This window comes from Panacagrimonas sp., from assembly GCF_965216805.1.
In the GTDB taxonomy this organism is placed as follows: domain Bacteria; phylum Pseudomonadota; class Gammaproteobacteria; order Nevskiales; family Nevskiaceae; genus Panacagrimonas.
This window is the reverse complement of the sequence record NZ_CBDCGN010000003.1, coordinates 518938-540464: the sequence shown is the minus strand read 5'-3', so window position 1 is coordinate 540464 and position 21527 is coordinate 518938. Positions and strand designations below refer to the sequence as shown.

The 21527-nt window shown below is 69.3% G+C and carries 21 protein-coding genes; 12 read left to right on the top strand and 9 right to left on the bottom strand.

From position 1 onward, the window contains the following. Nucleotides 1-148: 148 nt before the first annotated feature. Nucleotides 149-604, top strand: coding sequence for a copper chaperone PCu(A)C (locus tag ACOOHP_RS15635; protein WP_420467415.1), 456 nt, complete (start codon nucleotides 149-151; stop codon nucleotides 602-604). A gap of 47 nt (nucleotides 605-651) precedes the next feature. Here the strand turns inward: ACOOHP_RS15635 and ACOOHP_RS15630 are convergent, their stop codons facing one another. Then, nucleotides 652-1602 carry a hypothetical protein gene (locus ACOOHP_RS15630; protein ID WP_420467414.1) on the bottom strand — a complete coding sequence of 317 codons (951 nt, stop codon included), beginning with the start codon at nucleotides 1600-1602 and terminating at the stop codon, nucleotides 652-654. A 322-nt stretch (nucleotides 1603-1924) separates the two neighbouring features. On the opposite strand from ACOOHP_RS15630, the gene thiD reads away from it, so the two are divergent. From thiD to ACOOHP_RS15585, 9 genes are all read left to right on the top strand, one after another. Next, nucleotides 1925-2719 (top strand): bifunctional hydroxymethylpyrimidine kinase/phosphomethylpyrimidine kinase, encoded by a 795-nt coding sequence (gene thiD, locus ACOOHP_RS15625; RefSeq protein WP_420467413.1) that lies wholly within the window; start codon nucleotides 1925-1927, stop codon nucleotides 2717-2719. After that, nucleotides 2716-3339 carry a thiamine phosphate synthase gene (gene thiE / locus ACOOHP_RS15620; RefSeq protein WP_420467412.1) on the top strand — a complete coding sequence of 208 codons (624 nt, stop codon included), beginning with the start codon at nucleotides 2716-2718 and terminating at the stop codon, nucleotides 3337-3339. The genes thiD and thiE overlap by 4 nt, the downstream gene beginning before the upstream one ends. A 301-nt stretch (nucleotides 3340-3640) precedes the next feature. Next, the gene (locus ACOOHP_RS15615) at nucleotides 3641-4030 is read left to right on the top strand and encodes a hypothetical protein (RefSeq protein WP_420467411.1); all 390 of its coding nucleotides are present in this window, start codon (nucleotides 3641-3643) and stop codon (nucleotides 4028-4030) included. Nucleotides 4031-4117: 87 nt separating this feature from the next. Continuing rightward, the gene (hemL, locus tag ACOOHP_RS15610; RefSeq protein ID WP_420467410.1) at nucleotides 4118-5404 is read left to right on the top strand and encodes a glutamate-1-semialdehyde 2,1-aminomutase; all 1287 of its coding nucleotides are present in this window, start codon (nucleotides 4118-4120) and stop codon (nucleotides 5402-5404) included. A gap of 8 nt (nucleotides 5405-5412) precedes the next feature. Beyond that, a complete protein-coding gene (locus tag ACOOHP_RS15605; RefSeq protein ID WP_420467409.1) occupies nucleotides 5413-7461 on the top strand; it encodes a VTT domain-containing protein in 2049 nt (682 codons plus the stop codon). A gap of 2 nt (nucleotides 7462-7463) precedes the next feature. Next, nucleotides 7464-8396 (top strand): signal recognition particle-docking protein FtsY, encoded by a 933-nt coding sequence (ftsY, locus tag ACOOHP_RS15600; RefSeq protein ID WP_420467408.1) that lies wholly within the window; start codon nucleotides 7464-7466, stop codon nucleotides 8394-8396. Between the two features lie 8 nt (nucleotides 8397-8404). Further along, nucleotides 8405-9136 carry a cell division ATP-binding protein FtsE gene (gene ftsE / locus ACOOHP_RS15595; protein ID WP_420468725.1) on the top strand — a complete coding sequence of 244 codons (732 nt, stop codon included), beginning with the start codon at nucleotides 8405-8407 and terminating at the stop codon, nucleotides 9134-9136. A 247-nt stretch (nucleotides 9137-9383) separates the two neighbouring features. Further along, complete coding sequence (gene ftsX, locus ACOOHP_RS15590) at nucleotides 9384-10313, top strand: permease-like cell division protein FtsX (protein ID WP_420467407.1); 930 nt, start codon at nucleotides 9384-9386, stop codon at nucleotides 10311-10313. Between the two features lie 104 nt (nucleotides 10314-10417). Beyond that, on the top strand, nucleotides 10418-11143 hold the full coding sequence (locus tag ACOOHP_RS15585) for a hypothetical protein (RefSeq protein WP_420467406.1): 726 nt from the start codon (nucleotides 10418-10420) through the stop codon (nucleotides 11141-11143). A gap of 101 nt (nucleotides 11144-11244) precedes the next feature. Here ACOOHP_RS15585 and ACOOHP_RS15580 read toward each other — a convergent pair whose 3' ends face one another. The 5 genes from ACOOHP_RS15580 to ACOOHP_RS15560 form a co-directional block, all read right to left on the bottom strand. After that, nucleotides 11245-12780 (bottom strand): methyltransferase regulatory domain-containing protein, encoded by a 1536-nt coding sequence (locus tag ACOOHP_RS15580; protein ID WP_420467405.1) that lies wholly within the window; start codon nucleotides 12778-12780, stop codon nucleotides 11245-11247. A 19-nt stretch (nucleotides 12781-12799) separates the two neighbouring features. Then, nucleotides 12800-13033 carry a hypothetical protein gene (locus ACOOHP_RS15575; RefSeq protein ID WP_420467404.1) on the bottom strand — a complete coding sequence of 78 codons (234 nt, stop codon included), beginning with the start codon at nucleotides 13031-13033 and terminating at the stop codon, nucleotides 12800-12802. Further along, nucleotides 13002-13685 (bottom strand): CAP domain-containing protein, encoded by a 684-nt coding sequence (locus tag ACOOHP_RS15570; protein WP_420467403.1) that lies wholly within the window; start codon nucleotides 13683-13685, stop codon nucleotides 13002-13004. Before ACOOHP_RS15570 ends, ACOOHP_RS15575 begins: the two co-directional genes overlap by 32 nt. Before the next feature lie 149 nt (nucleotides 13686-13834). After that, entirely contained in the window at nucleotides 13835-14182 is a 348-nt protein-coding gene (locus tag ACOOHP_RS15565) for a c-type cytochrome (RefSeq protein WP_420467402.1), read from the bottom strand. An 8-nt stretch (nucleotides 14183-14190) separates the two neighbouring features. After that, complete coding sequence (locus tag ACOOHP_RS15560) at nucleotides 14191-14523, bottom strand: c-type cytochrome (protein ID WP_420467401.1); 333 nt, start codon at nucleotides 14521-14523, stop codon at nucleotides 14191-14193. A gap of 358 nt (nucleotides 14524-14881) precedes the next feature. Between ACOOHP_RS15560 and ACOOHP_RS15555 the strand changes: the two genes are divergently transcribed. After that, nucleotides 14882-16402, top strand: a complete 1521-nt coding sequence (locus ACOOHP_RS15555) for an exopolyphosphatase (RefSeq protein WP_420467400.1) — start codon at nucleotides 14882-14884, stop codon at nucleotides 16400-16402. 153 nt (nucleotides 16403-16555) lie between these two features. Then, the gene (locus ACOOHP_RS15550) at nucleotides 16556-18820 is read left to right on the top strand and encodes a DUF1631 family protein (protein WP_420467399.1); all 2265 of its coding nucleotides are present in this window, start codon (nucleotides 16556-16558) and stop codon (nucleotides 18818-18820) included. Nucleotides 18821-18856: 36 nt separating this feature from the next. On the opposite strand, the gene ACOOHP_RS15545 is transcribed toward ACOOHP_RS15550, so the two are convergent. The 3 genes from ACOOHP_RS15545 to ACOOHP_RS15535 all read right to left on the bottom strand — a co-directional run bounded on the left by ACOOHP_RS15545 (nucleotide 18857) and on the right by ACOOHP_RS15535 (nucleotide 21462). Further along, nucleotides 18857-19903 carry a hypothetical protein gene (locus ACOOHP_RS15545; RefSeq protein ID WP_420467398.1) on the bottom strand — a complete coding sequence of 349 codons (1047 nt, stop codon included), beginning with the start codon at nucleotides 19901-19903 and terminating at the stop codon, nucleotides 18857-18859. A 249-nt stretch (nucleotides 19904-20152) separates the two neighbouring features. After that, the gene (gene coq7, locus ACOOHP_RS15540) at nucleotides 20153-20779 is read right to left on the bottom strand and encodes a 2-polyprenyl-3-methyl-6-methoxy-1,4-benzoquinone monooxygenase (RefSeq protein WP_420467397.1); all 627 of its coding nucleotides are present in this window, start codon (nucleotides 20777-20779) and stop codon (nucleotides 20153-20155) included. Further along, nucleotides 20779-21462 carry a SanA/YdcF family protein gene (locus tag ACOOHP_RS15535; RefSeq protein ID WP_420467396.1) on the bottom strand — a complete coding sequence of 228 codons (684 nt, stop codon included), beginning with the start codon at nucleotides 21460-21462 and terminating at the stop codon, nucleotides 20779-20781. Before ACOOHP_RS15535 ends, coq7 begins: the two co-directional genes overlap by 1 nt. Nucleotides 21463-21527 lie beyond the last annotated feature (65 nt).

The window sequence follows — 21527 nt, the reverse complement described above, 5'->3', positions numbered from 1 at the left end:
GCGATGCTAAGACGCAGACGGCGGCGCAGACCTCACATAAACCGGGGAGGCGATCATCGCAGCGTGACCGGTGTCACGCCGGCTCGGCGGCTGACTCCAGGGCCGGGCATCTGCGATGCTTTCGTTCCGATCCGTCCCCCGTCAGCTCATGCTCCGTTCCCGCGTTCGCCGTTTTCTGCTGCAAAGCCTGCTGTTTTCCATGCTGCTCCTGGGCGCCTGTGCCGACCGCAATCTTCCACTGCTGCTGTCGGATGCCTGGGTGCGCACGCCGCCTCCGGGCGCGGCAGTGGCCGCCGGCTTCGTCGGGCTGCGCAACACCGACCGCGCAGCGTTGACGATCGCCACGGTCACGGCGGACGTGGCGGGGCGTGCGGAGATTCACGATATGGAGATGCAGGACGGCGTGATGCGCATGCGCCAACTGACAGGCGGCCTGACGCTGGCACCCGGCGAGCAGGTTCTGTTGGCGCCGGGCGGCAAGCACGTGATGCTGTTCGATCTGCAGCGCCGCCTGCGCACCGGCGATGCGGTGCAGCTGCGCTTTCATCTGGCCGACGGCCGCGAGGTCAGCGCCACCCTGCCGGTGCAGGACACTGCACCATGAAAATGTCGCGGGCGCGCCGACTGCGATGGAAACGCCGCAGCGCGTGATCAAGGCGCGGGCCCGGCCGGCATCTGCAGTGCCCAGCGCATCAGGTGGATCTCTTCGCCCTCGTTGCCGATCAGCACCGATCTGGCGTCGGCAGAGAACGCCGCGGCTTCGTAGCCCGCGACCGACAGCCGCGAGATGCTCACCCAGTGGCTGGCAGGCTCGCGCAACGCCTCGGCCCAGCGCTGCCCGGGTGCGCGGTGGAACAGGCTCAGCCCCTCCGCCGTCAGCACGGTCAGGCTCAGGCCGTCGGGCGAAAGGTCGATCGCGGTGGGGGTACCGCGCCAGCGCATCGAGGCGATCGACCGCGCTCGCGGCGGCGGACCGGGCGCCAACTCGGGAAAATCGGCGATGCGCCGCGCCGTGGCGGTGGGGCCGGGCCCGTCCAGCGGCACCGCATACAAGCCCGCCGGCCGTCGTCCCTTGTCTGCCAGCAGCACGCGCCGGGCGCCGACGTCGACCGCAAGCGACTCGGCATCGCGCGCGCCATCCTCCCAGGACACCCGCAGCAGACGGGCAGGGGTGACCGTCCGATCCTGCGGATCGGGTTCGGGCAGCAGCATCAGCAGGATCTCGCCGCGCAGGCCGAAGTTGTCGCCGATGTCGCCAACGAGCAGCCAACGGCCGTCTTCGTCTTCGAAAGACGCTAAATCTTCCCAGTCGTGGTTGATCTGTCCCTGCACCCGCACGCTGCCCAGCACCTGGCCCCGTTGATCGAGCGCGACCAGCGTCGGGGCATTGCCGCTGTCGTTGAGGGCCCACCACAGGCCGGGTCGTCGCCGCGATGCCGCCAGTCCCGAGAGCTCCGGCAGCGCCGGCAGCGACACGCGCGCCTGCAGGCTCAACGCGCTTGGCTCGGGGTCCGCCGCGATCACCAAGGCCGGCAGACCAGCGCCGAACATGAACGCAGTAATTACTTTAACTAGCTTACGTAAGCGCATGGTGAGGATCATTTATTCAGAAATGCCCCCAGAACCTGGGGATAAGCTTGTTCAAAACCGGCGCGCCGACCGCCTAAGTTGCCGACCGCTCTACCATTTCTACCCACCGGCCAGATTGTGCCCATCGCGTTTTTTGTTATTGATAACAATAAGTTCGTGGATTGCTGCAGCATTCTTTCAGTTCCATGACGGCGAATATGGCTACACCGCCCGCTGTGTGGGGAATTGTGAATAACGCTGAGGGCGGTGCTGCATCGCAACATGACGCTCGGCGCCCGTCGGCGGTGTCGACCCGCCCCAGCCGCGATCAAATCGCCGATCATCGTTCTGCACCATGTCCACCGACTCCATTCCCGCCTCCGCGCCTGCGCGCGTGCTGTGCCTGTCCGGCCACGACCCGGGCGGCGGGGCCGGCATTCATGCTGATATCGAGGCCGTGGCAGCGCAGGGTGCCCATGCACTGACCGTGATCACCGCGCTGACCGTACAGGACACCCGCAACGTGCGGCGGGTCGCGCCAGTGCCGGTGACGCTGATGGTCGAACAGATCGAGGCCCTGCTGGCCGACGGCGCCATCGCCGCGCTCAAGATCGGCCTGCTGGGCGCGGTCGATCAGATCGCCCCGCTGGCGAGCCTGGCGGCGCGCCTGCGGGTGCCCGTGGTGTTGGATCCGGTGCTGCGCGCCGGCGGCGGTGCCGAACTGGCCGAATCCGGTCTGCAGCAGGCGCTGCTGGACGTGCTGTTGCCACGGGTCAGCCTGCTGACCCCCAATGCCGCCGAGGCCCGGCGCCTGGCGCCGCAGGCGGCGACCCTGGAACAGGCTGCGCGGACCCTGTTGGCCAGCGGCTGCGGCGGCGTGCTCATCACCGGCGGCGACGAACCGGACGGCGCGGTGATCAATACCCTGCACCGGCCGGACTCGGCCCCGCGAAGCTGGACCTGGCCGCGTCTGCCGGAGACCTTTCACGGCGCCGGCTGCACCCTGGCCGCCGCCGTCGCCGCCCGCCTGGCCTGCGGCGATGCGCCCGAACAGGCGGTGGAAATCGCGCAGGCCTGGACCCAGCGTGCCCTGGCGCGCGCACGCACGGTCGGCCGCGGCCGCCGCATCCCCGGAAGGTCAGGCCCATGAACGCCCTGCGCGGCCTGTACGCCATTACCCCGACCGCCTTGTGTCTGGAACCGTCGCGACTGCTGGCCGCGGTGGATGCGGCGTTGCGCGGCGGCGCCCGTCTGATCCAGTACCGCGACAAGTCGTCCGACCCCACGCGCCGGCTCGAATCTGCCCGGGCGTTGCGCGCCCTGTGTGCGCGCCACGGCGGCAAGCTGATCGTCAACGACGACGTGGAGCTCGCACTCGCCGCCCAGGCCCACGGCGTGCACCTGGGCCTGGACGACCTGCCGCTGAGCGAGGCGCGCGCGCGACTGGGGCCGGACTGCCTCATCGGCGTCACCTGCCAGGACTCGCTGCATCGTGCACGCGCCGCCAGTGCGGGCGGCGCCGACTATCTGGCCTTTGGCGCATTCTTTGTCTCGCGCACCAAACCCGATGCGCGGCGCGCAACCCTGGCGCTGCTGTGCGAGGCGCGCATCGACACCAGCCTGCCGATCTGCGCGATCGGCGGCATCACCGCCGACAACGCGGGGCCGCTGATCGACGCCGGCGCCGACCTGATCGCCGCCGCCGAGGGCGTGTTCGGCGCCGCCGACGTCGAGATCGCTGCGCGACGCTACGCGCGCTGTTTCACCTGAGTCCGGGAGACTCAGAGCCTATCGGTGAATAAGTCGCGTCTGCGTGGCAGTCCCATTTTTCGCCAGGCAAGGCCGCGCCGAGACGGTGTTTGCGAAGCAATGGGTGCGGGAGGCGCGGCCAGCACGGACTCCCGCACCCGCCTCGCTGCGCTCGGGCACCGTGTCGCCCGTGCCGACTGACGAGGTTTGGTCATTCCAAATGAGGAAGGAGCAACGCAGCACGGCAAAAAATGGGGCGCCATCCGAAGGCCGGATGCGAATAGCGTCCGGCGGGCCTTATCCACGGATAGGCTCTTAGACGATGAACTGGGAACGACTGATGCGTTGGGCGTTGTGGACCAGCGTGCCGGCCAATTTCGCGGTGGCGGGGTTGTTTCTCTGCCCAGGCTCTGCCACGGGCCTGTTGGCCGGTCTGCCACAACCGCCGCCGCATCCGCTGTACGGGTCGATGCTGGCACTGATGGTGGCCGCGTTCGGCGTGGCCTACGCCTGGCTGGCACGCCACGACGCGATCAGCCGCGCATTCGTGGCATTCGCCACCGCCGGCAAATTCCTGGCCTTCCTGATTGCTCTGGTCTTGTGGCTGGGCGGCGAGCTCAGCGGCCGCTTCGCCCTGCTGATGAGCGGCGACCTGCTCTTTGCAGCCGTGTTCACCGCCTGGTTGCTCGACTCGCGAGGTCGTGCCCGCTAGCCGACGTCGACGCCGCCGCTGGCGTAACCCGCCGTCACCCGCGCGTCCGTAGAATTGCCGGTCTACTTTCCAGTCACGGTCCACCTCATGTCCCGCTCCGAGCAGTTGTTCGAACGCGCGCAGCACACCCTGCCCGGCGGCGTGAACTCGCCGGTGCGCGCATTCAAGTCCGTCGGCGGCACCCCGCGCTTCATCGAGCGAGCGCAAGGCGCCTACATCTACGATGTCGACGGCCAGCGCTACATCGACTATGTCGGCTCCTGGGGACCGATGATTCTCGGCCACCAGCACCCGGCAGTGATCGATGCGGTGACGCGGCAGGCGGCCATCGGCATGTCCTACGGCGCACCAACGCTCGCCGAGATCGAGATGGCCGAGCTGCTGTGCGCGCGCGTGCCGCACCTCGACATGGTGCGGCTGTGCTCCAGCGGCACCGAGGCCACCATGTCGGCGCTGCGGCTGGCGCGCGGCTACACCGGTCGCGAACGGATACTGAAGTTCGAGGGTTGCTACCACGGCCACGGCGACTCGCTGCTGGTCAAGGCCGGCTCCGGCCTGCTCACCTTTGGCGTGCCGACCTCGCCGGGGGTGCCGGCCGAACTGGCCAGGCTCACGCTCACCGCGACCTACAACGATCTGGCATCGACGCGCGCATTGTTTGACGCAAACCGGGACAGCATCGCCTGCGTCATCGTCGAACCGGTGGCCGGCAACATGAACTGCGTGCCGCCCGCGTCCGGATTCCTGGAAGGCCTGCGCGCGCTGTGCGACGAGTTCGGCGCGCTGCTGATTTTCGACGAGGTGATGACCGGCTTTCGGGTCGGCCCGCGCGGGGCCGCAGGCCTCTACGGCATTGCACCGGACCTGATCACCCTGGGCAAGATCATCGGCGGCGGCCTGCCGGTGGGTGCGTTCGGCGGGCGCCGCGAGGTGATGCAGAAGCTGGCGCCGCTGGGTCCGGTGTATCAGGCCGGTACGCTATCGGGCAATCCGCTGGCGATGTCGGCGGGCCTGGCGCTGCTGCGCGCTCTGGACGATGCCGCCTTGTACGCGCAACTGGAATCCAGCACCCGCGCATTGTGCGAAGGCCTGCAGGCCGCTGCCGACGAGGCCGGGGTCGCCTTCACCACGACCCGCGTCGGCAGCATGTTCGGCCTGTATTTCGGCCGCGGACCGATCCGCGGGCTGGCCGACGTCGCCGCCGGCAACCTGGAACACTTCAAGCGCTTCTTCCACGGCATGCTCGACCGCGGTGTGTACCTGGCGCCGTCGGCCTTCGAGGCCGGGTTCGTGTCCGCCGCGCACGACCCGGGGGTGATCCAGGCCACCCTCGACGCTGCCGGCGCCGTCTTCGCCGACCTCGCCAGCGGCTGATTGCGCGCGTGCTCGAAGCCGCGCAATCCCTGCTGGAATGGTTTGGCGCGCACCCCTACAGCGCGCTCGCCCTGCTGTTCTTTGCCTCGCTGCTGGACGCGCTGTTCCTGATCGGCGCCTTCGTGCCCGCCGGCATGGTGCTGTTTGCGGTCGGGGCACTGGTGGCGTTGGGCACCCTGGAACTGTGGCCGGCCGTGCTGGTGTCGGCGCTGGGCGCGCTGAGCGGCGACGGCATCAGCTTCGCCCTGGGCCGTCGCTACGGCGAGCGCTTGTTCGAAACCCCGTGGCTGGCGCGACGCCAGGAGATGATCGCCTCCGGCCGCCGCTTCTTCGTCCGCCACGGCGGCAAGGGCGTGATCCTGGCGCGCTTCCTCGGGCCCCTGCGAGCGGTCACCCCGGCCATCGCGGGGGCCTCGGGCATGTCGGTGATCGTCTTCGTCGCCGCCGACACCTTCGCCGCCTTGCTGTGGGCCCTGGTGTTCCTGGTGCCGGGCATGCTGTTCGGCGCCTCGCTGGGCCTGGCGGCGGAAGTCGCCGCGCGGCTGGCCGGCCTGCTGGTGCTGGGCGTGCTGACCCTGATCGCCGGAATCTGGGCGGCGCGCGCCGCCATCGTGCTGTTCAGCGCCCGCGCCGAGCGCTGGCTGCGCGGCCTGCTGGACTGGAGTCGACGCCATCGCCGTCTGGGCCGCTTTGGCCCGGGCCTGGCCGATCCGGACCAGCCGGAAACCCCAGCCCTGGTTGCGGTGGGCGCGCTGCTGCTGCTGGTCGGCCTGCTGTGGCTGCTCGCTTTTGCCGGACTGGGCTGGCGCGGCTATCCCGGTGCTTTCGACGCCCTGACCCACCAGACCCTGTCGGACCTGGCCACGCCCTGGGGCACGGCGCTGGCGCACTTCGTGGCGCGCCTTGGCACCTGGCCGGTCTACGCCAGCACCGCGGCGGCGGTGCTGGCGGTCCTGCTGTGGCGACGGCGCGTGCGAGCGGCGGCGCACTGGGTGGCGGCACTGAGTTTCGGCGCGGCCATTACCGCGCTGCTGAGCCTGGCACCGCTGGTGCCCACGCCCGACCGCTTCTTCGGCTACGGCGACCCGCCCCCGTTGCGCGACCTGATCCTGCCCACGGTGATCTACGGCTACGCCGCCATGCTGTATGCGACCCAGCGTCCGCCGCAGGTGCGTCTGCGCGCCTACGCCACGGCGATCGTGCTGGTGCTGCTGATCGCGCTGGCGCGACTGCTGCTGGGACGGGAGTGGTTCAGCCTCAACGCCTATGCATTGGTGATGGGCCTGCTGTGGATCGGCGCGCTCACCCTGGGCTACCGGCAACACCGCCCCGAGCGCCTGTTCGCCGGCAGCTTCGCGCTGCCGGTGATCGCCGCTTTTCTGGTGGCCGGCGCCATCAGCTGGGGTGTGGATCGCGCCATCAGCACTCAGGCCGCCACGCGCACCTCGGAGACCGTGGCGCTGGACATGCCGGCGCCGGAATGGTGGGACGGCGGCTGGAACAGCCTGCCGGCCGCGCGCATCGACATGCGCGGCCGGCGTCTGCGGCCCTTCGACCTGCAGTGGGCCGCCGACCTGGACCGGGTGGAAGCGGAACTGCGCGCGGCCGGCTGGCAGCCGCTGCCGGGACTCAAGGCCATGGACGTCCTGCGCTGGCTGACCCAGAGCACCACCGTCGATCAGTTGCCGGTGCTACCGCAGGTGCACGCCGGCAACCACGCCCGGCTGACCCTGCGCCAGCCGCTGGACGACAGCCGCCAGCGCCTGATCCGGCTATGGGATTCGGGGGTGCGCGTGAGCGGACCCGACGGCAGCGAGCCGGTATGGCTGGGCACCTTGTCCGAGCAGCGCGCGCGCACCCACTACCGGCTGTTCCGCTATCCGGTGGCCGAGCCTTACGGCCCGATGCTGCCGCCGCTGACGGCACCAACCCGCCTTACCGCGATACGGGTGGCAGAGCGCGACGGTCACCGGCTGTGGCTGATGGGTGCGCCGCGGGTTCTTTACACTGCACCGCTCATCGACGCCCCGCGCGGCACACCCCAGCCCTTGCCCTGACCGTGTCCGACAGCCTGCTATCCAAGTTCCGCTCGCGCCTCAACCTGAGTGTGGGTGGGGGCGACTCTTTCCTTACCCGCGACATCGGCAGCTTCTTTGCGGCCGACAAGCTCAGCCCGGATGCGCTGGAGGACTTCGAAACCCGCCTGCTGATGGCCGACACCGGCCTGGACGCCACCGAGTGGCTGGTCGAGCGCCTGCGCAGCGAGATCAATCTGGGCCGGATCAAGAACGAAGCACAGTTACGCGCGACGCTGAAGAAAGCCCTGATCGAACTGCTCGGGCCGGTGTCGCAGCCGCTGGTCATTCCCAGCTTCATCAAGCCCTATATTTTGTTCGTGGCCGGGGTCAACGGCGCCGGCAAGACCACCACCATCGGCAAGATGGCGGCGCGCTTCAAGGCCGAGGGCAAGACCGTGCTGCTCGCCGCCGGCGACACCTTTCGCGCCGCCGCGGTGCAGCAGCTCACGACCTGGGCGGAGCGCGCCGGGGTGCCGATTCTGGCCCAGGGTGAGGGCGCCGATTCCGCCAGCGTGATCTTCGACGCAGTGCAGGCCGCCAAGGCGCGCAATATCGATATCGTCATCGCCGACACCGCCGGGCGCCTGCACACGCAAAATCACCTGATGGACGAACTGCGCAAGATCAAGCGTGTGGTGCAGAAGCATGACCCTTACGCCCCGCACGAAGTGATGCTGGTGGTGGACGGCACCACCGGCCAGAACGCGCTCAACCAGGCCGTGCAGTTTCACGAGGCCATCGGCCTGACCGGCATCACCATCACCAAGCTCGACGGCACCGCCAAGGGCGGAATTCTGCTGGCGATCGCACGGCGACTGAGCCTGCCGGTTCGCTTCGTCGGCCTCGGCGAGGCCATCGACGACCTGCAACCGTTCGATGCCCAAGCCTGGGCCGAGGCCCTGATGGGCCCATGACCGCACCGATGCTCGAATTCCAGAATCTGTCCTGCCGCTACCGCGGCGGCGCCGAGGTGCTGTCGGGCATCGACTTCACCCTGCGTCGTGGCGAGATGCTGTACCTGACCGGACCCAGCGGCGCCGGCAAGTCCACCGTGCTGCGGCTGGCGGCGCTGCAGATGCGCGCCCATCGCGGCAGCGTGCACATGAACGGGCAGGACCTGGCCAGGATCCGCGGCGGCAAGGTGCAGGCGCACCGGCGCGAGCTGGGCCTGATCTTCCAGGACTTCCAGTTGCTGCACGACCGCAGCGTGTTCGACAACATCGCGCTGCCGCTGGTGATCCGCGGCCTGGCGCACAGCGACATCGCGCGCCGCGTGCGGGCGGCACTGGAAGCGGTCGGACTGTCCGGGCGCGAGAAGGTATTGCCGCAGACCTTGTCGGGCGGCGAGCAGCAGCGCGTGGGCATCGCGCGCGCCATCGTCGCGCGGCCGCAGCTGATCCTGGCCGACGAGCCCACCGGCAATCTCGACCCGCGCATGGCGATGGACGTGATGCGCCTGTTTGAACGCTTCAATCAGGCCGGCGTCAGCCTGCTGATCGCCAGTCACGCGCTGGAGCTGATCGAACGCCTGGGGCACCGCACCCTGCATCTGGCCGGTGGGCGCATCGTCGGCGAAACCGCCGCGCGTCATGCCGATGAAGAAGAAGATGATGATGAGGGTGCGGCGGCCGCGGACGACGGGGCCAGCGCGTGAGTTTCAAGCCCCGTAGCCCGGCTGACGGGCGCAACGCCGTAGCCCGGTTTCGCGCCGCGAAGCCGGGGGGGCTCATCACGCAGCCCACCCCGGCTTGCCGGTGGCAACCCGGGCTACGCGGACTGGCACCGCTTCGCGGGGTGGCCGCATGCGCCCGAGCCTGCACCGAGCGTCGCCGCTCACCGGTCTCTAGCGGTCGCAACGCTCATGCGGCCTGCCCGCTGGCAAAGCTTCGCGGGGTGGCCGCATGAGCGGCTTCAAACGCCCCAACCCGGTCAGACGCTATTTCTCCGAGCACGCGCGGGTGTGCGTGGCGGCCTTCGGCAAGCAGTGGCGCGAACCCATCGGCACCTTGCTCAGCGCCCTGGTCATCGGCATCACCCTGGCGTTGCCCGCGGGGCTGGAACTGCTGGTGAACAACCTGCGCCAGGCCGCGGGCGGACTCAACGAGACGCGCAATCTGACCGTGTTCGTGAAGGACGCGCTCGACGAGCAGGCCGGCCGTGCGTTGAGCCTGCGCCTGGCCAAGCTGCCTGCGGTGGCGCGCGCCGACTACACCTCGCGCGAACAGGCGCTGGAGGATTTCCGCGAGCGCACCGAACTGGACGGCGTGCTCGACGCGCTGGGCCGCAATCCGCTGCCGGCCTCGATCACCTTGGTCCCCGACCCGGCAGCGACGCCGGTCGACCTGCGCAACCTCGCCGCCAGCCTGCGCGCCGACGACGCGGTCGAGCAGGTGCAGCTCGACAGCGGCTGGAGCCAGCGGCTGGCGGCGGCGCTGGCGGTGGGCTCGCGGCTGTCGCTGATCCTGGCGGTCGGCCTGAGCGTGGCCGCGGTGTTCGCCATGGGCAATACCATCCGCCTGGACATCGAGGCGCGCCGCGAGGAAATCGCGGTGATGCAGCTGATCGGTGCGCCCGCCGGCTTCATCCGCCGGCCGTTCCTGTATGCCGGCTTCTGGTACGGCCTGTCCGGCGCGCTGATCGCGGTGGCGGCGCTGTATGTGACCCGCTACGCGCTGGCCGCACCGGTCAACGATCTGGTGCAGCTCTACGAGGGTGCCTTCACCCTGCGGGGTCCGTCGATGCAGACTCTGGCCACGATCTTCGCTGCGGGCGTGGTGCTCGGCCTGGGCGGCGCGTGGCTGGCGGTGACCCGGCATCTGGGACGGGTCTAGCCCCGCCTCAGCGCTGCGGTGGCGGTGGCGGCGACCGGTCAGGGCTGGCGCGATCGGACGCTGTCGCGGATGCTGTCCCGGCCGTGTGATCCGGAGATGTGGCCATGAAAACCGACCATCCCCCCGCGCTCGACCATCTGCCGCTGCGGGAGTGCTTCCCGGGCGTGTGGCTGGCATCGGGCGCAATCTCGATGTCGATCCCGCTGGGGCTGAAGATCACCTTCAGTCGCAACATGGTCGCCGTCCTCGGCGCCGACGGCTGGGTACTGCTCAACCCGGTGCGGCTGAGCCCGCAGGCCGAGACGGACCTGCTGGCCAAGGCGCCGTTCAAGCACGCCGTGCGGCTGGGTAGCCTGCACGGGCGCGACGATCGCTACTACGTGGACCGGTTCGGCGTGGCGTTCTGGGGGGTGCCCGGCACGCAGAAATATGCAGAACCCGCGTTCAGCCACGAGGTTTCCGAAGACGGCGCGTTCCCGATCCCGGGTGCGCGGGTGGTGATCTACCGCCAGGCCAAGCTGGCCGAATGCGTGGTGTGCCTGCCGCAGCATCGTCTGCTGGTGACCTGCGACAGCGTGCAGCATTACGAGCGGGATCCGCTGATCTCCACGCTCGGAAAGATCGTCATGCGCCCGATGGGATTCTTCACGCCCTGCGTCATCGGTCCGCTGTGGCTGAAGATGGTGACGCCGGCCGGCGGCAGCATGCGCGCCGACTTCGAGCGCGTGCTGGCGCTGGAGTTCGACCATCTGATCTCCGGACACGGTACGCCGAAGATCGGCGGCGCCAAGCAGGCGCTGGCGCGAAACGTCGCGCGACTGCCCCTGTGAGAAATGCGGGCTAGCGCCACCGGCTCGCGTTCATCGGGCCGCTGCGCCGCCGCGGCTGCTTGGCGATTCCCGGCCGGCAGGCATTGAGTCGAAACGCAGCCTCAGACCACGCCCTGGCGTTGCCAGTCCGGCAGGGTGTCCTTGAGAAATTCATCCACCAGCACTTGCGCCTGCGCCAGCTCGGCCGCGGGTTCCTGCAGGACCTGGCCATCCTTGAGCAGCGCGCGACCGCTCGCCAGCAGCCGGTCGCGCAGTTGCACCGCCAGCGCCGGCGGCTCCAGCGGTATCGCACCGCCGGCCACCAGCGGGTAAAGCGCCAGCTCGAAATCGCGCGCCTCCCGCGCCGTCGCGGTGGCGGCGGCCAGCAGGGCACCGTAGGGCAGCGACTCATCCAGCGCCGCGCGCACGACGGCGCGGTTGAACTTGCGCACGCGCGCTGCCGGCAGATGTTCGATCGCAAGCCCGACACGTCCGGCGTGCAGCAGCAGCGCCACGATCTGGAGGAGTTCGTGGATCGGGCGCTGCGCAAACGGCCCGCGCACCGCCAGCGTGCCGATCCGTTCGGAACCGGACTCCAGAGCGTCGACCACCGCATCCAGCAGCTCCTGCGGCAGGTCCAGGCCGCCGAATCCGGTCATGACCTCGCGCTGCCGGCGGTCCAAGCCCTGGCGCGCGAGCAGCCAGGACTGTGCGAGCTCCTGGGTGCTGCGGCTGGCATGGCGCGCGCCGCGACAAAACAGGTCGCGGCGGAACGACTGGTTGATGGCCAGGTCGATCAAGGTCTGCTGCATCGCGCGGCCCTCGCCCTGGCCGATCAGCTGTGCCAGTTCCGGCTGCAGCAGCGCCGGCAGGTAGTTCTCCGGCAGGGTGGCGCTGCCCACCGGGATCAGCTTGGCAGCATGCAGTTCTGCGGCCACCTGCGAATGCCACAGCGGCTGCCAGTGCTCGTGCAGGTATTCGTGAACCAGGTAGGAGGACGGATGCGACTTGAGGCCTTCGAGCCGTGCGCTCAGGGTGGGCAGCGCGGCAGCGACCTTGGCTTTGGCCTGGATCAGTCCTTCGAGCAGTTCGGCGCCCTGCTGCAGCACCTGTGCCGGCGATCGCTGCGGTGACTGCTGCTGCAATCCGTACACCAGCCGCTGCACCACCATCCCGGCGACCCAGCCCGGCATGCTGTTATACGACAAGTACACCAGCGCGCCGGGCAGGCAGGCTGCGCCCAGGCAACTCACCACCGCGCGGCGCAGCGGCGGCGACACCCAGGAATACAGACCATGGAGTGCGACGTACTCGAAGCGGCCGTAGTCGGCCGGCCATTGCTTCGCCAGTTCGGCGATGTCGGCCTCCTCGAAGCGGATGTTTTCGAGGCCCGCGGCCAGGGCAAAACGACGTGCCTGGGCAATGTGCTCGGGATTGAAATCCACCCCCAGGAACTCGGCGTGCGGAAACGCCGCTGCCAGTTGCGCCAGTGCAAAGCCCTGCCCGCAGCCCAGCTCCAGATAGCGAAACGGCTGGTCCGGCGGCGCCGCACGATAACCGTTGAGCAGCGCGCCGAAGCGCATCCAGTCCGGTGCCATCTCGCGGTAGTGCCCGAACGAATAGCCGGTGGAAACGTGGTAACCGTGGGACCAGTTCAAGGTCGTGCTCCGGGGCGGTTCAGGCCCGCGGCGCGGGCTTGACCACCGTGTCGTAGACCAGCAGCGCCGCGCCGTTCTGCATCGCGCTGCGATAACGCGAGGCAAACGGTTCTTCCATCTCGGCCTGGGCATCGGACGGCAGGGTACCGGCCTTGGTGAAGTCCACTTCGGTCCAGCCGGCCTCCAGCGCCACCGACTCGGCCGCGCTCAGATCGTGCGCGCTACCGATCGGATGGCGCAGGAACACCAGCACCGGGTGACGATCGCCACTTCGATAAGGCGGCGCGTGTGCGGCCCGCGCCACCGCCATGTAGAGGTGAATCTCGAATTCCATCGATAGGGTCTTCGGCCTGGAACGGCGGCGCATCATCATAATTGCCGGGCGGCGAATAATTGCAGACCCATACCTCCGCCGCCTTGCAGCGCGCACGTCCGCAGCCGACGTGGCTGGAGTACGTGGACACCACCTGCGTGTAATGGCCGCAGACCTCGCCGGCCGGTGCGGCGCAGGCGTGCGTACCGGGGTCGTACCAGGCCTGTTCGCTGGCCCACAGGTCCACCACGTCGGTCGCGCTGCGGCGAAAGCCCTGGTAGTCGCCACCGCGGCGGTAGCCGTACACGTTCTCCCCCCAGATCAGGCTGCGGTCCGAGGCGGGGCTGTGGCTGATCTCGCAATTCCGTGTCGCCAGTTCATCGGCCCAGGCCTGCGCATGACTCGCCGCCGACGGCGACCAGCCCAGCGGCGGGGTGCCGACGGCCGCCCGCCAGCGATTGTGTGCGGCCAGCATGCCGGCGAACGCTGCCGGCTCGCCCGGCGCGGCCGTCAACTGCACCGGCGGCGGCAGCGATGGCGTACAAGCGGTCGACAGCAGGATCAGCGCCGCAAGGCAGCAGGACGAGCGCATCGATGGCGGCCGGCGGCGCATACGTCGATGATGCCGCAGGCGCGCCCCGTAGCGGCCGATCCGCGTCGCCGCGGGGTGTGCGCCGAACCGACGACGCCCACGAAAAAGGCCGGGTCGACGACCCGGCCTGGCGGCAGCCCTGGCAGCGCTTACTTCGGCGCGACCTTGTGCCCCGGGATGCTGGGCGTGTACAGCGGGCCTTCCTGCGCTGCGTAGTACTGCGACAGTGCACGAATCTCTTCGTTGGTTAGGGTGGCAGCCTGTGCCGTCATGATTGGGTTCTTGCGCACGCCGCTCTTGTACTCCTTGAGCGAGTGCTCCAGGTAATTCGCGTACTGGCCGGCCAGCACCGGATAGGCCGGCATGATCGGCTTGGCACCGGCCTCGCCATGGCAGGCGGCGCACAGGGCGGCTTTCTCGGGCACCGCGGTCTCGGCAACGGCGGGCAGCGCAAGGGCAACGAGGGCAAGGGCCAGGAACTTGGAGGAGGAATTCATCTGAGGGCTCACTTCGCGGGGGCGGTGGCGAGGTACGCGGCGATGTCGGCGATGTCCTGGTCGCTCATGCTGGCAGCCTGCGCATGCATGGTGGCGTGCGGCCGCTCGCCGCTGCGATAGGCCTTGAGCGCGATTTCCAGATACTGCGCAGGCTGGCCGCTGATCTTGGGCACCCGATAAGTCGGGTAGGCATTGTTGTAGCCGGGAATACCGTGGCATCCCATGCAGGTGTTGGCCTTTTCCATCCCGGCCTCGGTATCGCCCTGCGCGGCGGCCGGCATGGCGGACAGGGCGGATGCGATCGCAAGGGCCGCGTAGGCGCCCTGACGTGCGAATTTCATGGTGATTCGGCTCCCGGAATGTGCTCGCGCGACGGGTCTGAGCCCGCGGCAGTCGGGTATGTTCGGGTAATGCGCCGCGGCGGTCAACGCGCGGTCGGCGCCGGCCGGCTTGGGTATAGTCGCGCGCACCTCGCCCGCCCTGATCAGGACCCGGACCGGTCAGGTCCCCGATACTGCTCCCGAGGATCAACCCATGCCGCGCCTGACATGACCGCCCCCATCGCTCCCCCGACGCTACCGGGAGTGCCGGCGTCCCGGCACCGCCGCGACTCGATCCCGCGCCGGTCCCGATCAGTTGCCTCCGGCCCGACGCCGGCCGTGTGTGTCGGCGACGCTGCACGACGCCTCCACTGATCGCATGCCAAGCGCCCGCGCCCACCCCGCCGACGAGGACCCGTCCTCGGTCGTCGCCGCTGTCGACCTGGGGTCGAACAGCTTTCACATGCTGGTGGCACGGGCGCACGGGTCCGAGCTGCAGGTGATCGACCGTCTGCGCGAGCCGGTACGCCTGGCCGCGGGGCTGGACCCGGACCGGCGCCTGACCGCGGACTCGCAACAACGCGCGCTGGCCTGCCTGCAGCGCTTCGGCCAGCGCCTGCGCAACCTGCCGCCGGAGCGGGTGCGAGCGGTGGGCACCAACACGCTGCGCAAGCTCAAGCGCGGCGCCGACTTCCACGCCGCCGCCGAGGTGGCGCTGGGGCACGGGATCGAGATCATCTCCGGCGTCGAGGAGGCGCGCCTGGTCTACGGCGGCGTCACCCACGGTATGGGCCTGGCCGACCCGCGACGGCTGGTGGTCGACGTCGGCGGCGGCAGCACCGAGCTGATCATCGGTCGCGGCGCCGATCCCAGGCTGATGGAATCGGTGGGGCTGGGCTGCGTCGTGCATCAGCAGCGCTTCTTCGACGACGGCCTGATCAGCCGCGCCCGCTTCAAGGAAGCGCGGCTGGCGGCACGGGTGGCGCTGGAGTTCATGGAGCACCGCTACCGCAAGGCGGGGTGGGACCAGGTCATCGGCGCCAGCGGCACGGTTCGCGGCGTCTGGCGGGTGCTGCGCGAGCAGGGCTGGGCCGACCAGCAGATCACCCGCGAGGGCCTGGACAAGCTGATCGCGCTGGTGATCCGTCGCGGCAAGGTCGCCGAGCTCGATTTTCCGGCACTGCGAGAGGACCGTCGCCCGGTGTTCGCCGGTGGCCTGGCGGTACTGGCGGGCGTGTTCGATTCGCTCGGCCTGGAACGCATGTCCACCTCGGACCGCGCGCTGCGCGAGGGGCTGGTCTACGACCTCCTCGGGCGCCTGGCCGACCGCGACGTGCGCGACCGCGCGGTGCAGGCGATGGCAGCGCGCTACGACGTCGACTCGGCGCATGCCGAGGCGGTGCGCGCCACTGCGCTCAAGCTGCTGCGTCAGGCCCGCAGCGGCTGGGAGCTGGACGCCAAGCTGCCCGAGGCGCTGCTGGGCTGGGCCGCGCAGCTGCACGAAATCGGCCTGGTGATCGCCCATTCGCAGTATCACAAGCACGGCGAGTACATCCTGCGGCACGCCGATCTGCAGGGCTTTTCGCAGACCGACCAGCGCCTGCTGGCGGCGCTGGTGCGGCTGCATCGCAGCAAGTTCTCGATGGGTGCGCTGGACGACCTGCCCAGCGTGCTGGTCGAGCCCGTCCAGCGTCTGGCCATCCTGTTCCGGCTGGCCTGCCTGCTGCACCGCGCGCGCACGCCGGGCCTGCGCCCGCCGTTGCGGCTGAGCGTGGAGCGCCGCAGCCTGCGCCTGCAGCTGGGCGAAAAATGGCTGACCACCCACCCGCTGACGCAGGCCGACCTGGCGCAGGAGGCGCAGTACCTGGAGAGCATCCAGGTGCAGTTGCGCTTCGAGTAGGCCGCCGCGCGCCCGTCCGCGCGCGACCGCCGTCACGCGCATGCCCTTTTCAATCCACACATTGCGAAACACAATGGCTGTCCGCGGTAGCCGCCGTAAGCTGCAGGCCATCCGCTGGCGGGGCCGCCGGTCGGCCATGCGCAGGAGTGCTTCTTGAACGTCAACGCAGGTTCGCAATCGTCGTCGGCCTCGGGCCGGGCCGACGAGGCCACGCTCCAGCTCCTCGACGAGCTCAAGGCGCTTGCGTCCGACGTGCTGGGTCGCGGCATCGAGCGCATGTTCGATGGCGCCGACGACATGCTGTTCGAGATGGCGCGGCGCGCCACCAACAACAAGGACCAGCGCGTCTACTTCGACACCATGCGCGTGGTGCGCCTGGGTCGTCCCAAGATCGGCAAGATTTTCCGCGACGAGATCGCCGCCGGCTTCGCCCCGGCCGGCGCCGACAGCGGCCACAAGCCGGCCGACTTCAGCTACGAAAACCTGTCCCTGCAGGAATCCAAGGCGCTGGAAGAATCCATTGCCGTGTCCAGCATGGCGACCAAGGCTGAAGGTCTGTACAGCACCCTGCTGTTCGAATTAAGTCGGCGCTTCGATTGGCTGGTGCGCGAAAAGCACGCGCCACTGGCCACCGACTGCCTGTCGCCCAGCACTATCTCCGCCGCCTTCCGGCGCAGCGCCGAGGCGCTGGATGTGGAGTTCGACGTCGAGCTGGTGATCTTCAAACTGTTCGATCGCCTGGTCATCAGCGAACTCGGCGAGCTCTACACCCGCGCCTTGCGCTTCCTCGACCAGAAAGAGGTCAAGGCCGCCGCCATCGGGGGCGGCGCGCCGGGTGCAGCGCCACCGCCGGGCGGTTATGGCGGCGCTGCACCCGTCGGCGCCGCGATGCCGGCTGTCGGCGGCTACGCCACTGCAGGGGGCGCCGGTCTGCCCGCCACGGTGCCCGCCAGTTACGCCTACCCGGCGCCGCCGATGATGGACGCCAGCACGCTGGAGGCCCTGCGTAACCTCGGCAGCGCCACCGGCCTGGCGCCGGCGGCCATGCCGGGCACAACCGCGGTGTACTACGGCGACGCCCATCTGGGCCGCGACCTCGCCACCGCCGCCACCGGCCAGATGGTGGCCGGCTGGGAACAACCGCGTGCCTACGCCTATGTCCAGCGCGCCGGTGCGGTGGGCAAGATGTTCAACGACATGATGCAGGACCCGAGCCTGCCGGCGCCGCTGAAGCCGCGCTTCGATCAGCTGCGGTTTGCGGTCATCAAGAGCGCCCTGGCCGACGCCAGTTTCTTCGCCGACCGCAAGCATCCGGTGCGCAACCTGATGAGCGAGCTCACCACGCTGGCCGCCAGCGCCCGCGCCTCGGGCATGGACGCGCTGCGGCGTATCGAGGAACTGGTGGGACAGATTCAGGGCCAGTTCGATGTCGCTGCCGACGAGGTGCGCTCACAGGCTGCGCTGCCGGGGCCGGTGGACGAGCAGACCCTGGAGCAGTTCTTTGCCCAGCAGAAGGAAGAAGCACGCCAGCGGCGCCAGGCCATCATCGACAAGACCCGCCGCATCGTCGCCGAGGAACTGCAGCTGCAGACCCTCAGCCGGCGTCTGCCGGACGGCATCTGGCCACTGCTGAACTCCGGCTGGGCGCCGATGATGGCGCTGCGCCTGCTCAGGCAGGGCGCCGACAGCGAAGGCTGGCGCGAGGGCATGGAGTTGCTGCGCCGACTGCTGGACACCGCCGATCCGCGCAAACCCGCAGCGCGTGCCGAGGAGGCCTGCGAGACGCTGGCCACCGAGCTGACCGCGCAACTGCGCGAGATCGGCATGCTCGACGAGCGCATCGAACTACTGCTGCGCAGCTGGCGCCAGGCCATCGACCAGGTCGAAGCGCAGGCGCTGGCCCGTCCCGCCGTTGCAGCGGCCGCCCCGGCGGTCAGCGTGCTCGACGAGATCGTGTTCAACATCGGCAGCCAGGCGGCCGGCGAAGCCGTGCCCGCGGTCCCCGCGGTGGCGGTAGTCGCCGACGCCGACGACACCGCTACGGCTGCCGATCCTGCAGCGGCACCGGCTGAGACGCCCGCGCAAGCCGACAGCGCGGAGACACCCCAGGTCGCGGTGCCGGATGCGGTCACCCTGCTGGACCTGCTGATGGTACTGAGCAGCTGGTTTCGCGTGTACGACCACGATCGCGGCCAGAACCGCTGGCTCAAGGTGGTGGGTCATCACCCGGCCGATGGCACGGTGAGCTTCGCCGAGTTCAACGGCCAGAACCGCCTGCAGATGCGCGCCCAGGTGTTCCTGGACGATCTGGTGGAAGGCCGCGCCGAGCCGATCGATCTGGGGCCGGCAGCGCGACGCTCGCTGGACGCGTATCTGGCCGCGCGCCGCGGCAGCGCGGCGGCGGCGCAGGCGGCCTGAGGCGACGCCAACCGCGATCGGACGAGTTTGACCGGCTCAGGTCTTGAGCGTCGCCAGCACCGCTTCGACCTCGCCGGATTCGTAGAACGGCGCCAGCCCGCGCCGCAGCAGGTCTTGCAAGCGGCCTTGCGCATCCAGCCGCGACAGCACTTCCGGCGCAAAGCGCTGCGCCTCGGCCAGCATGCGCGCGCGGTCGACGCCGATGTCGGCCAGCAGTTCCGCCAGCGGCGTCGGCCCGTACTTGTCGAAGAAGCCGTCGATACCGGCGTCGATCATGGCGGCGATGAAGGGTGTCTGGCGCAGCTGCTTCCACCACTCGTACAAGGTCACGAACAGCTCTTCGAGTTCCAGCGCCGACAGGTCCTGGCGCAGCTCGCCGACGCGGGTCTTGCGGATTCCGCGCCAGGACGCCGCGGCGGCATCGAACAGGGCGGGATCGTGCGCTCCCGCGATCAGCGACTGCGCGGTGCGCTCGGACACCGACCCCACACTGCGTGCGATGTATTGCTTGATGCTGTCCTCGGCCGCGCGTTCCAGCGCGCCGCCCGCCAGCCCCACCACCGCGCGACCCAGCCTGAGCGCCGATCGCGCGCCGGGAATGTGACTGGCGGCGGTGCTGCGCGCCAGATAATCGCGGATGCCGTTGTAGAGCAGCTCGGAGACGATCTGCTCGTACAGCGGGCTGGCGACGAATCCGCGCACCAGCCGCGCGCGCACCGAGCGCTGCGCCAGCGCGTAGGCGAGCAGGTCCTCGAAGCGCGCCTGCGGCAGCAGTTCGCCGAGCTCGGTGTGATCGTGCACCGGGTGCGCGTGCAGGCGCTGCGCGATCTCGCCGATCAGCTCGGGAATGCCCGGCCCCGGGTCCAGCTCGATGGCATAGGTGCGCGCGGTGGCCTTGATGGTGTCGCGCGAAATCGCGTCGTCCAAGGTCAGCGTCGCCGCTTCTTCGAGGAACAGGTCCAGCCACTGCACGAGCAACGCGGCCAATCCTTCTTCGCTGCGGATGCGCGCAAGGTAGAACGCCACGTGGGCGTCGAGCAGCGCCTGCGCAGGCGTGGCCTTGGGTTTCTTCTTGGCGGGCATGGGATGCGAGGCGGGATGGGTCTAAGGCGGCGTTTAGCCGCCGATTACACGGACAAACACGGTTCAACCTGGAAAAAGCATTTGCCACGGATTGCACGGATGACACCGATCGAAAATCGGTGACTTGCCAGCGTCGACCAAGTCACCTGATCGGTGAAGCAAGGACGCTCAGCAGATTGATGTCTTGATCTGTGTTTATCCGTGAAATCCGTGGCAGACATTTTTTCCCAGACCACTGGTGGGACGCACTCAGAACCGGTACGCGCCGGCCTTCATCACCCGCGCGATCTGGCGCATCAGGCCGCGCACCGGCACCGGTAGCGGCGCGCCGCCAAGGTTCTCGGCCTCGGTGCCGTGGCGCTGCTCGTCGCGGCGCATGGCTTGCAGAATCTCGCGCGACCTGGCGTCCTGCGCGGGCAGGCGTTGCAGATGTTCGTCCAGGTGCTCGGCCACCTGACGTTCGGTTTCGGCGACGAAGCCCAGGCTCCAGCGATCGCCGAACAGGCCGGCCACCGCCCCCATGGCCACCGAGCCGGCGTACCACAGGGGTCGCAGCCGGCTGGGGCGGTCGCCCAGCTCCTGCAGACGTTGCTCGCACCACTGCAGGTGCTGCTGCTCCTCACCCGCCGCTTCCAGCAGATGCTGGCGGGTCTGGGCGCTGCGGGCGGTCAGGGCCTGACCGTGATAGAGCCCCTGCGCGGCCACTTCGCCGGCATGATTCACGCGCATCAGGTTGGCCGCCTCGCGGCGCAGCGGATCGCCCTGTGCGGCCACCGGACCCCGGGGGCTGCCGGTTGCCTGCGCACGAGGGGCGGGCAGGCCCTGGGCAACGCCGATCAGCAGCCGGTCCAGCATCGAGTAGCGACGCTCGCCCATCAGGTCGTCTCCTGAGGCACTGGCAGCGGCGACGGCGCGGACTCGCTGCCGGGCGGCCGGATCTGGATGGCTTCCGGCTGGCCCAGAAACTTGGGCTGGGTGCGCAGCACGAACAGGTCCAGCACCGCCTTGACCCGGGCGAACACCTCGCGCGGCGGATGGCGATTGCCGGGCTCGCCGGTGGGCCCGATCGGCGCCACGAACGCCACCGGACTCATGCCCATCTTCTTGCCCAGGAACAGCGCACGGTAGGCGTGGTACTTCTGCGTGACCAGGGTGAATCGGCGCAGACCGAACACGTGCTTGGCGCGCGACAACGTATCGAAAGTGCGGAAGCCGGCGAAATCCATGGTGATCGCCTCGGCCGGCACACCGGCCTTGGTCAGTTCCTGCCACATGCGCCGCGGCTCGTTGTAGGTGGAGTCCGGGTTGGCACCGCTGACGATCAGGTGCTTGATCTTGCCCAGCCGGTAGAGCTGTACCGCGGCGTCCACGCGAGCGTAGAACTGCGGATTGGCCTGGCCCTTGCGTGTGTAGGCGCTGGTACCGAGCACGATGCCGACGTCGTTGTCGGGCAGCAGCGCAAAGTTGTCGTAAAGCCGCGAATCGGTGCTGTTGATGACCCAGCGGTTGGCCAGCAGCACGGTCAGCGCAAACGCCGCCAGCGCCCACCAGAACAGCATTTTCAGTCGCCGCTTACGTCTCAAGACCGCGCGCTCCAAATTGTCGAGAAGCTGAGTTTAGCCGG

Excerpts from the sequence above, each read along its gene's own strand:
- ACOOHP_RS15635 (WP_420467415.1), top strand. The coding sequence starts at position 149 with ATGCTCCGTTCCCGCGTTCGCCGTTTTCTGCTGCAAAGCCTGCTGTTT.
- ACOOHP_RS15630 (WP_420467414.1), bottom strand. The coding sequence starts at position 1,602 with ATGATCCTCACCATGCGCTTACGTAAGCTAGTTAAAGTAATTACTGCG.
- thiD (WP_420467413.1), top strand. The coding sequence starts at position 1,925 with ATGTCCACCGACTCCATTCCCGCCTCCGCGCCTGCGCGCGTGCTGTGC.
- thiE (WP_420467412.1), top strand. The coding sequence starts at position 2,716 with ATGAACGCCCTGCGCGGCCTGTACGCCATTACCCCGACCGCCTTGTGT.
- ACOOHP_RS15615 (WP_420467411.1), top strand. The coding sequence starts at position 3,641 with ATGAACTGGGAACGACTGATGCGTTGGGCGTTGTGGACCAGCGTGCCG.
- hemL (WP_420467410.1), top strand. The coding sequence starts at position 4,118 with ATGTCCCGCTCCGAGCAGTTGTTCGAACGCGCGCAGCACACCCTGCCC.
- ftsE (WP_420468725.1), top strand. The coding sequence starts at position 8,405 with ATGCTCGAATTCCAGAATCTGTCCTGCCGCTACCGCGGCGGCGCCGAG.
- ftsX (WP_420467407.1), top strand. The coding sequence starts at position 9,384 with ATGAGCGGCTTCAAACGCCCCAACCCGGTCAGACGCTATTTCTCCGAG.
- ACOOHP_RS15585 (WP_420467406.1), top strand. The coding sequence starts at position 10,418 with ATGAAAACCGACCATCCCCCCGCGCTCGACCATCTGCCGCTGCGGGAG.
- ACOOHP_RS15570 (WP_420467403.1), bottom strand. The coding sequence starts at position 13,685 with ATGCGCTCGTCCTGCTGCCTTGCGGCGCTGATCCTGCTGTCGACCGCT.
- ACOOHP_RS15565 (WP_420467402.1), bottom strand. The coding sequence starts at position 14,182 with ATGAATTCCTCCTCCAAGTTCCTGGCCCTTGCCCTCGTTGCCCTTGCG.
- ACOOHP_RS15560 (WP_420467401.1), bottom strand. The coding sequence starts at position 14,523 with ATGAAATTCGCACGTCAGGGCGCCTACGCGGCCCTTGCGATCGCATCC.
- ACOOHP_RS15555 (WP_420467400.1), top strand. The coding sequence starts at position 14,882 with ATGCCAAGCGCCCGCGCCCACCCCGCCGACGAGGACCCGTCCTCGGTC.
- ACOOHP_RS15545 (WP_420467398.1), bottom strand. The coding sequence starts at position 19,903 with ATGCCCGCCAAGAAGAAACCCAAGGCCACGCCTGCGCAGGCGCTGCTC.
- coq7 (WP_420467397.1), bottom strand. The coding sequence starts at position 20,779 with ATGGGCGAGCGTCGCTACTCGATGCTGGACCGGCTGCTGATCGGCGTT.
- ACOOHP_RS15535 (WP_420467396.1), bottom strand. The coding sequence starts at position 21,462 with ATGCTGTTCTGGTGGGCGCTGGCGGCGTTTGCGCTGACCGTGCTGCTG.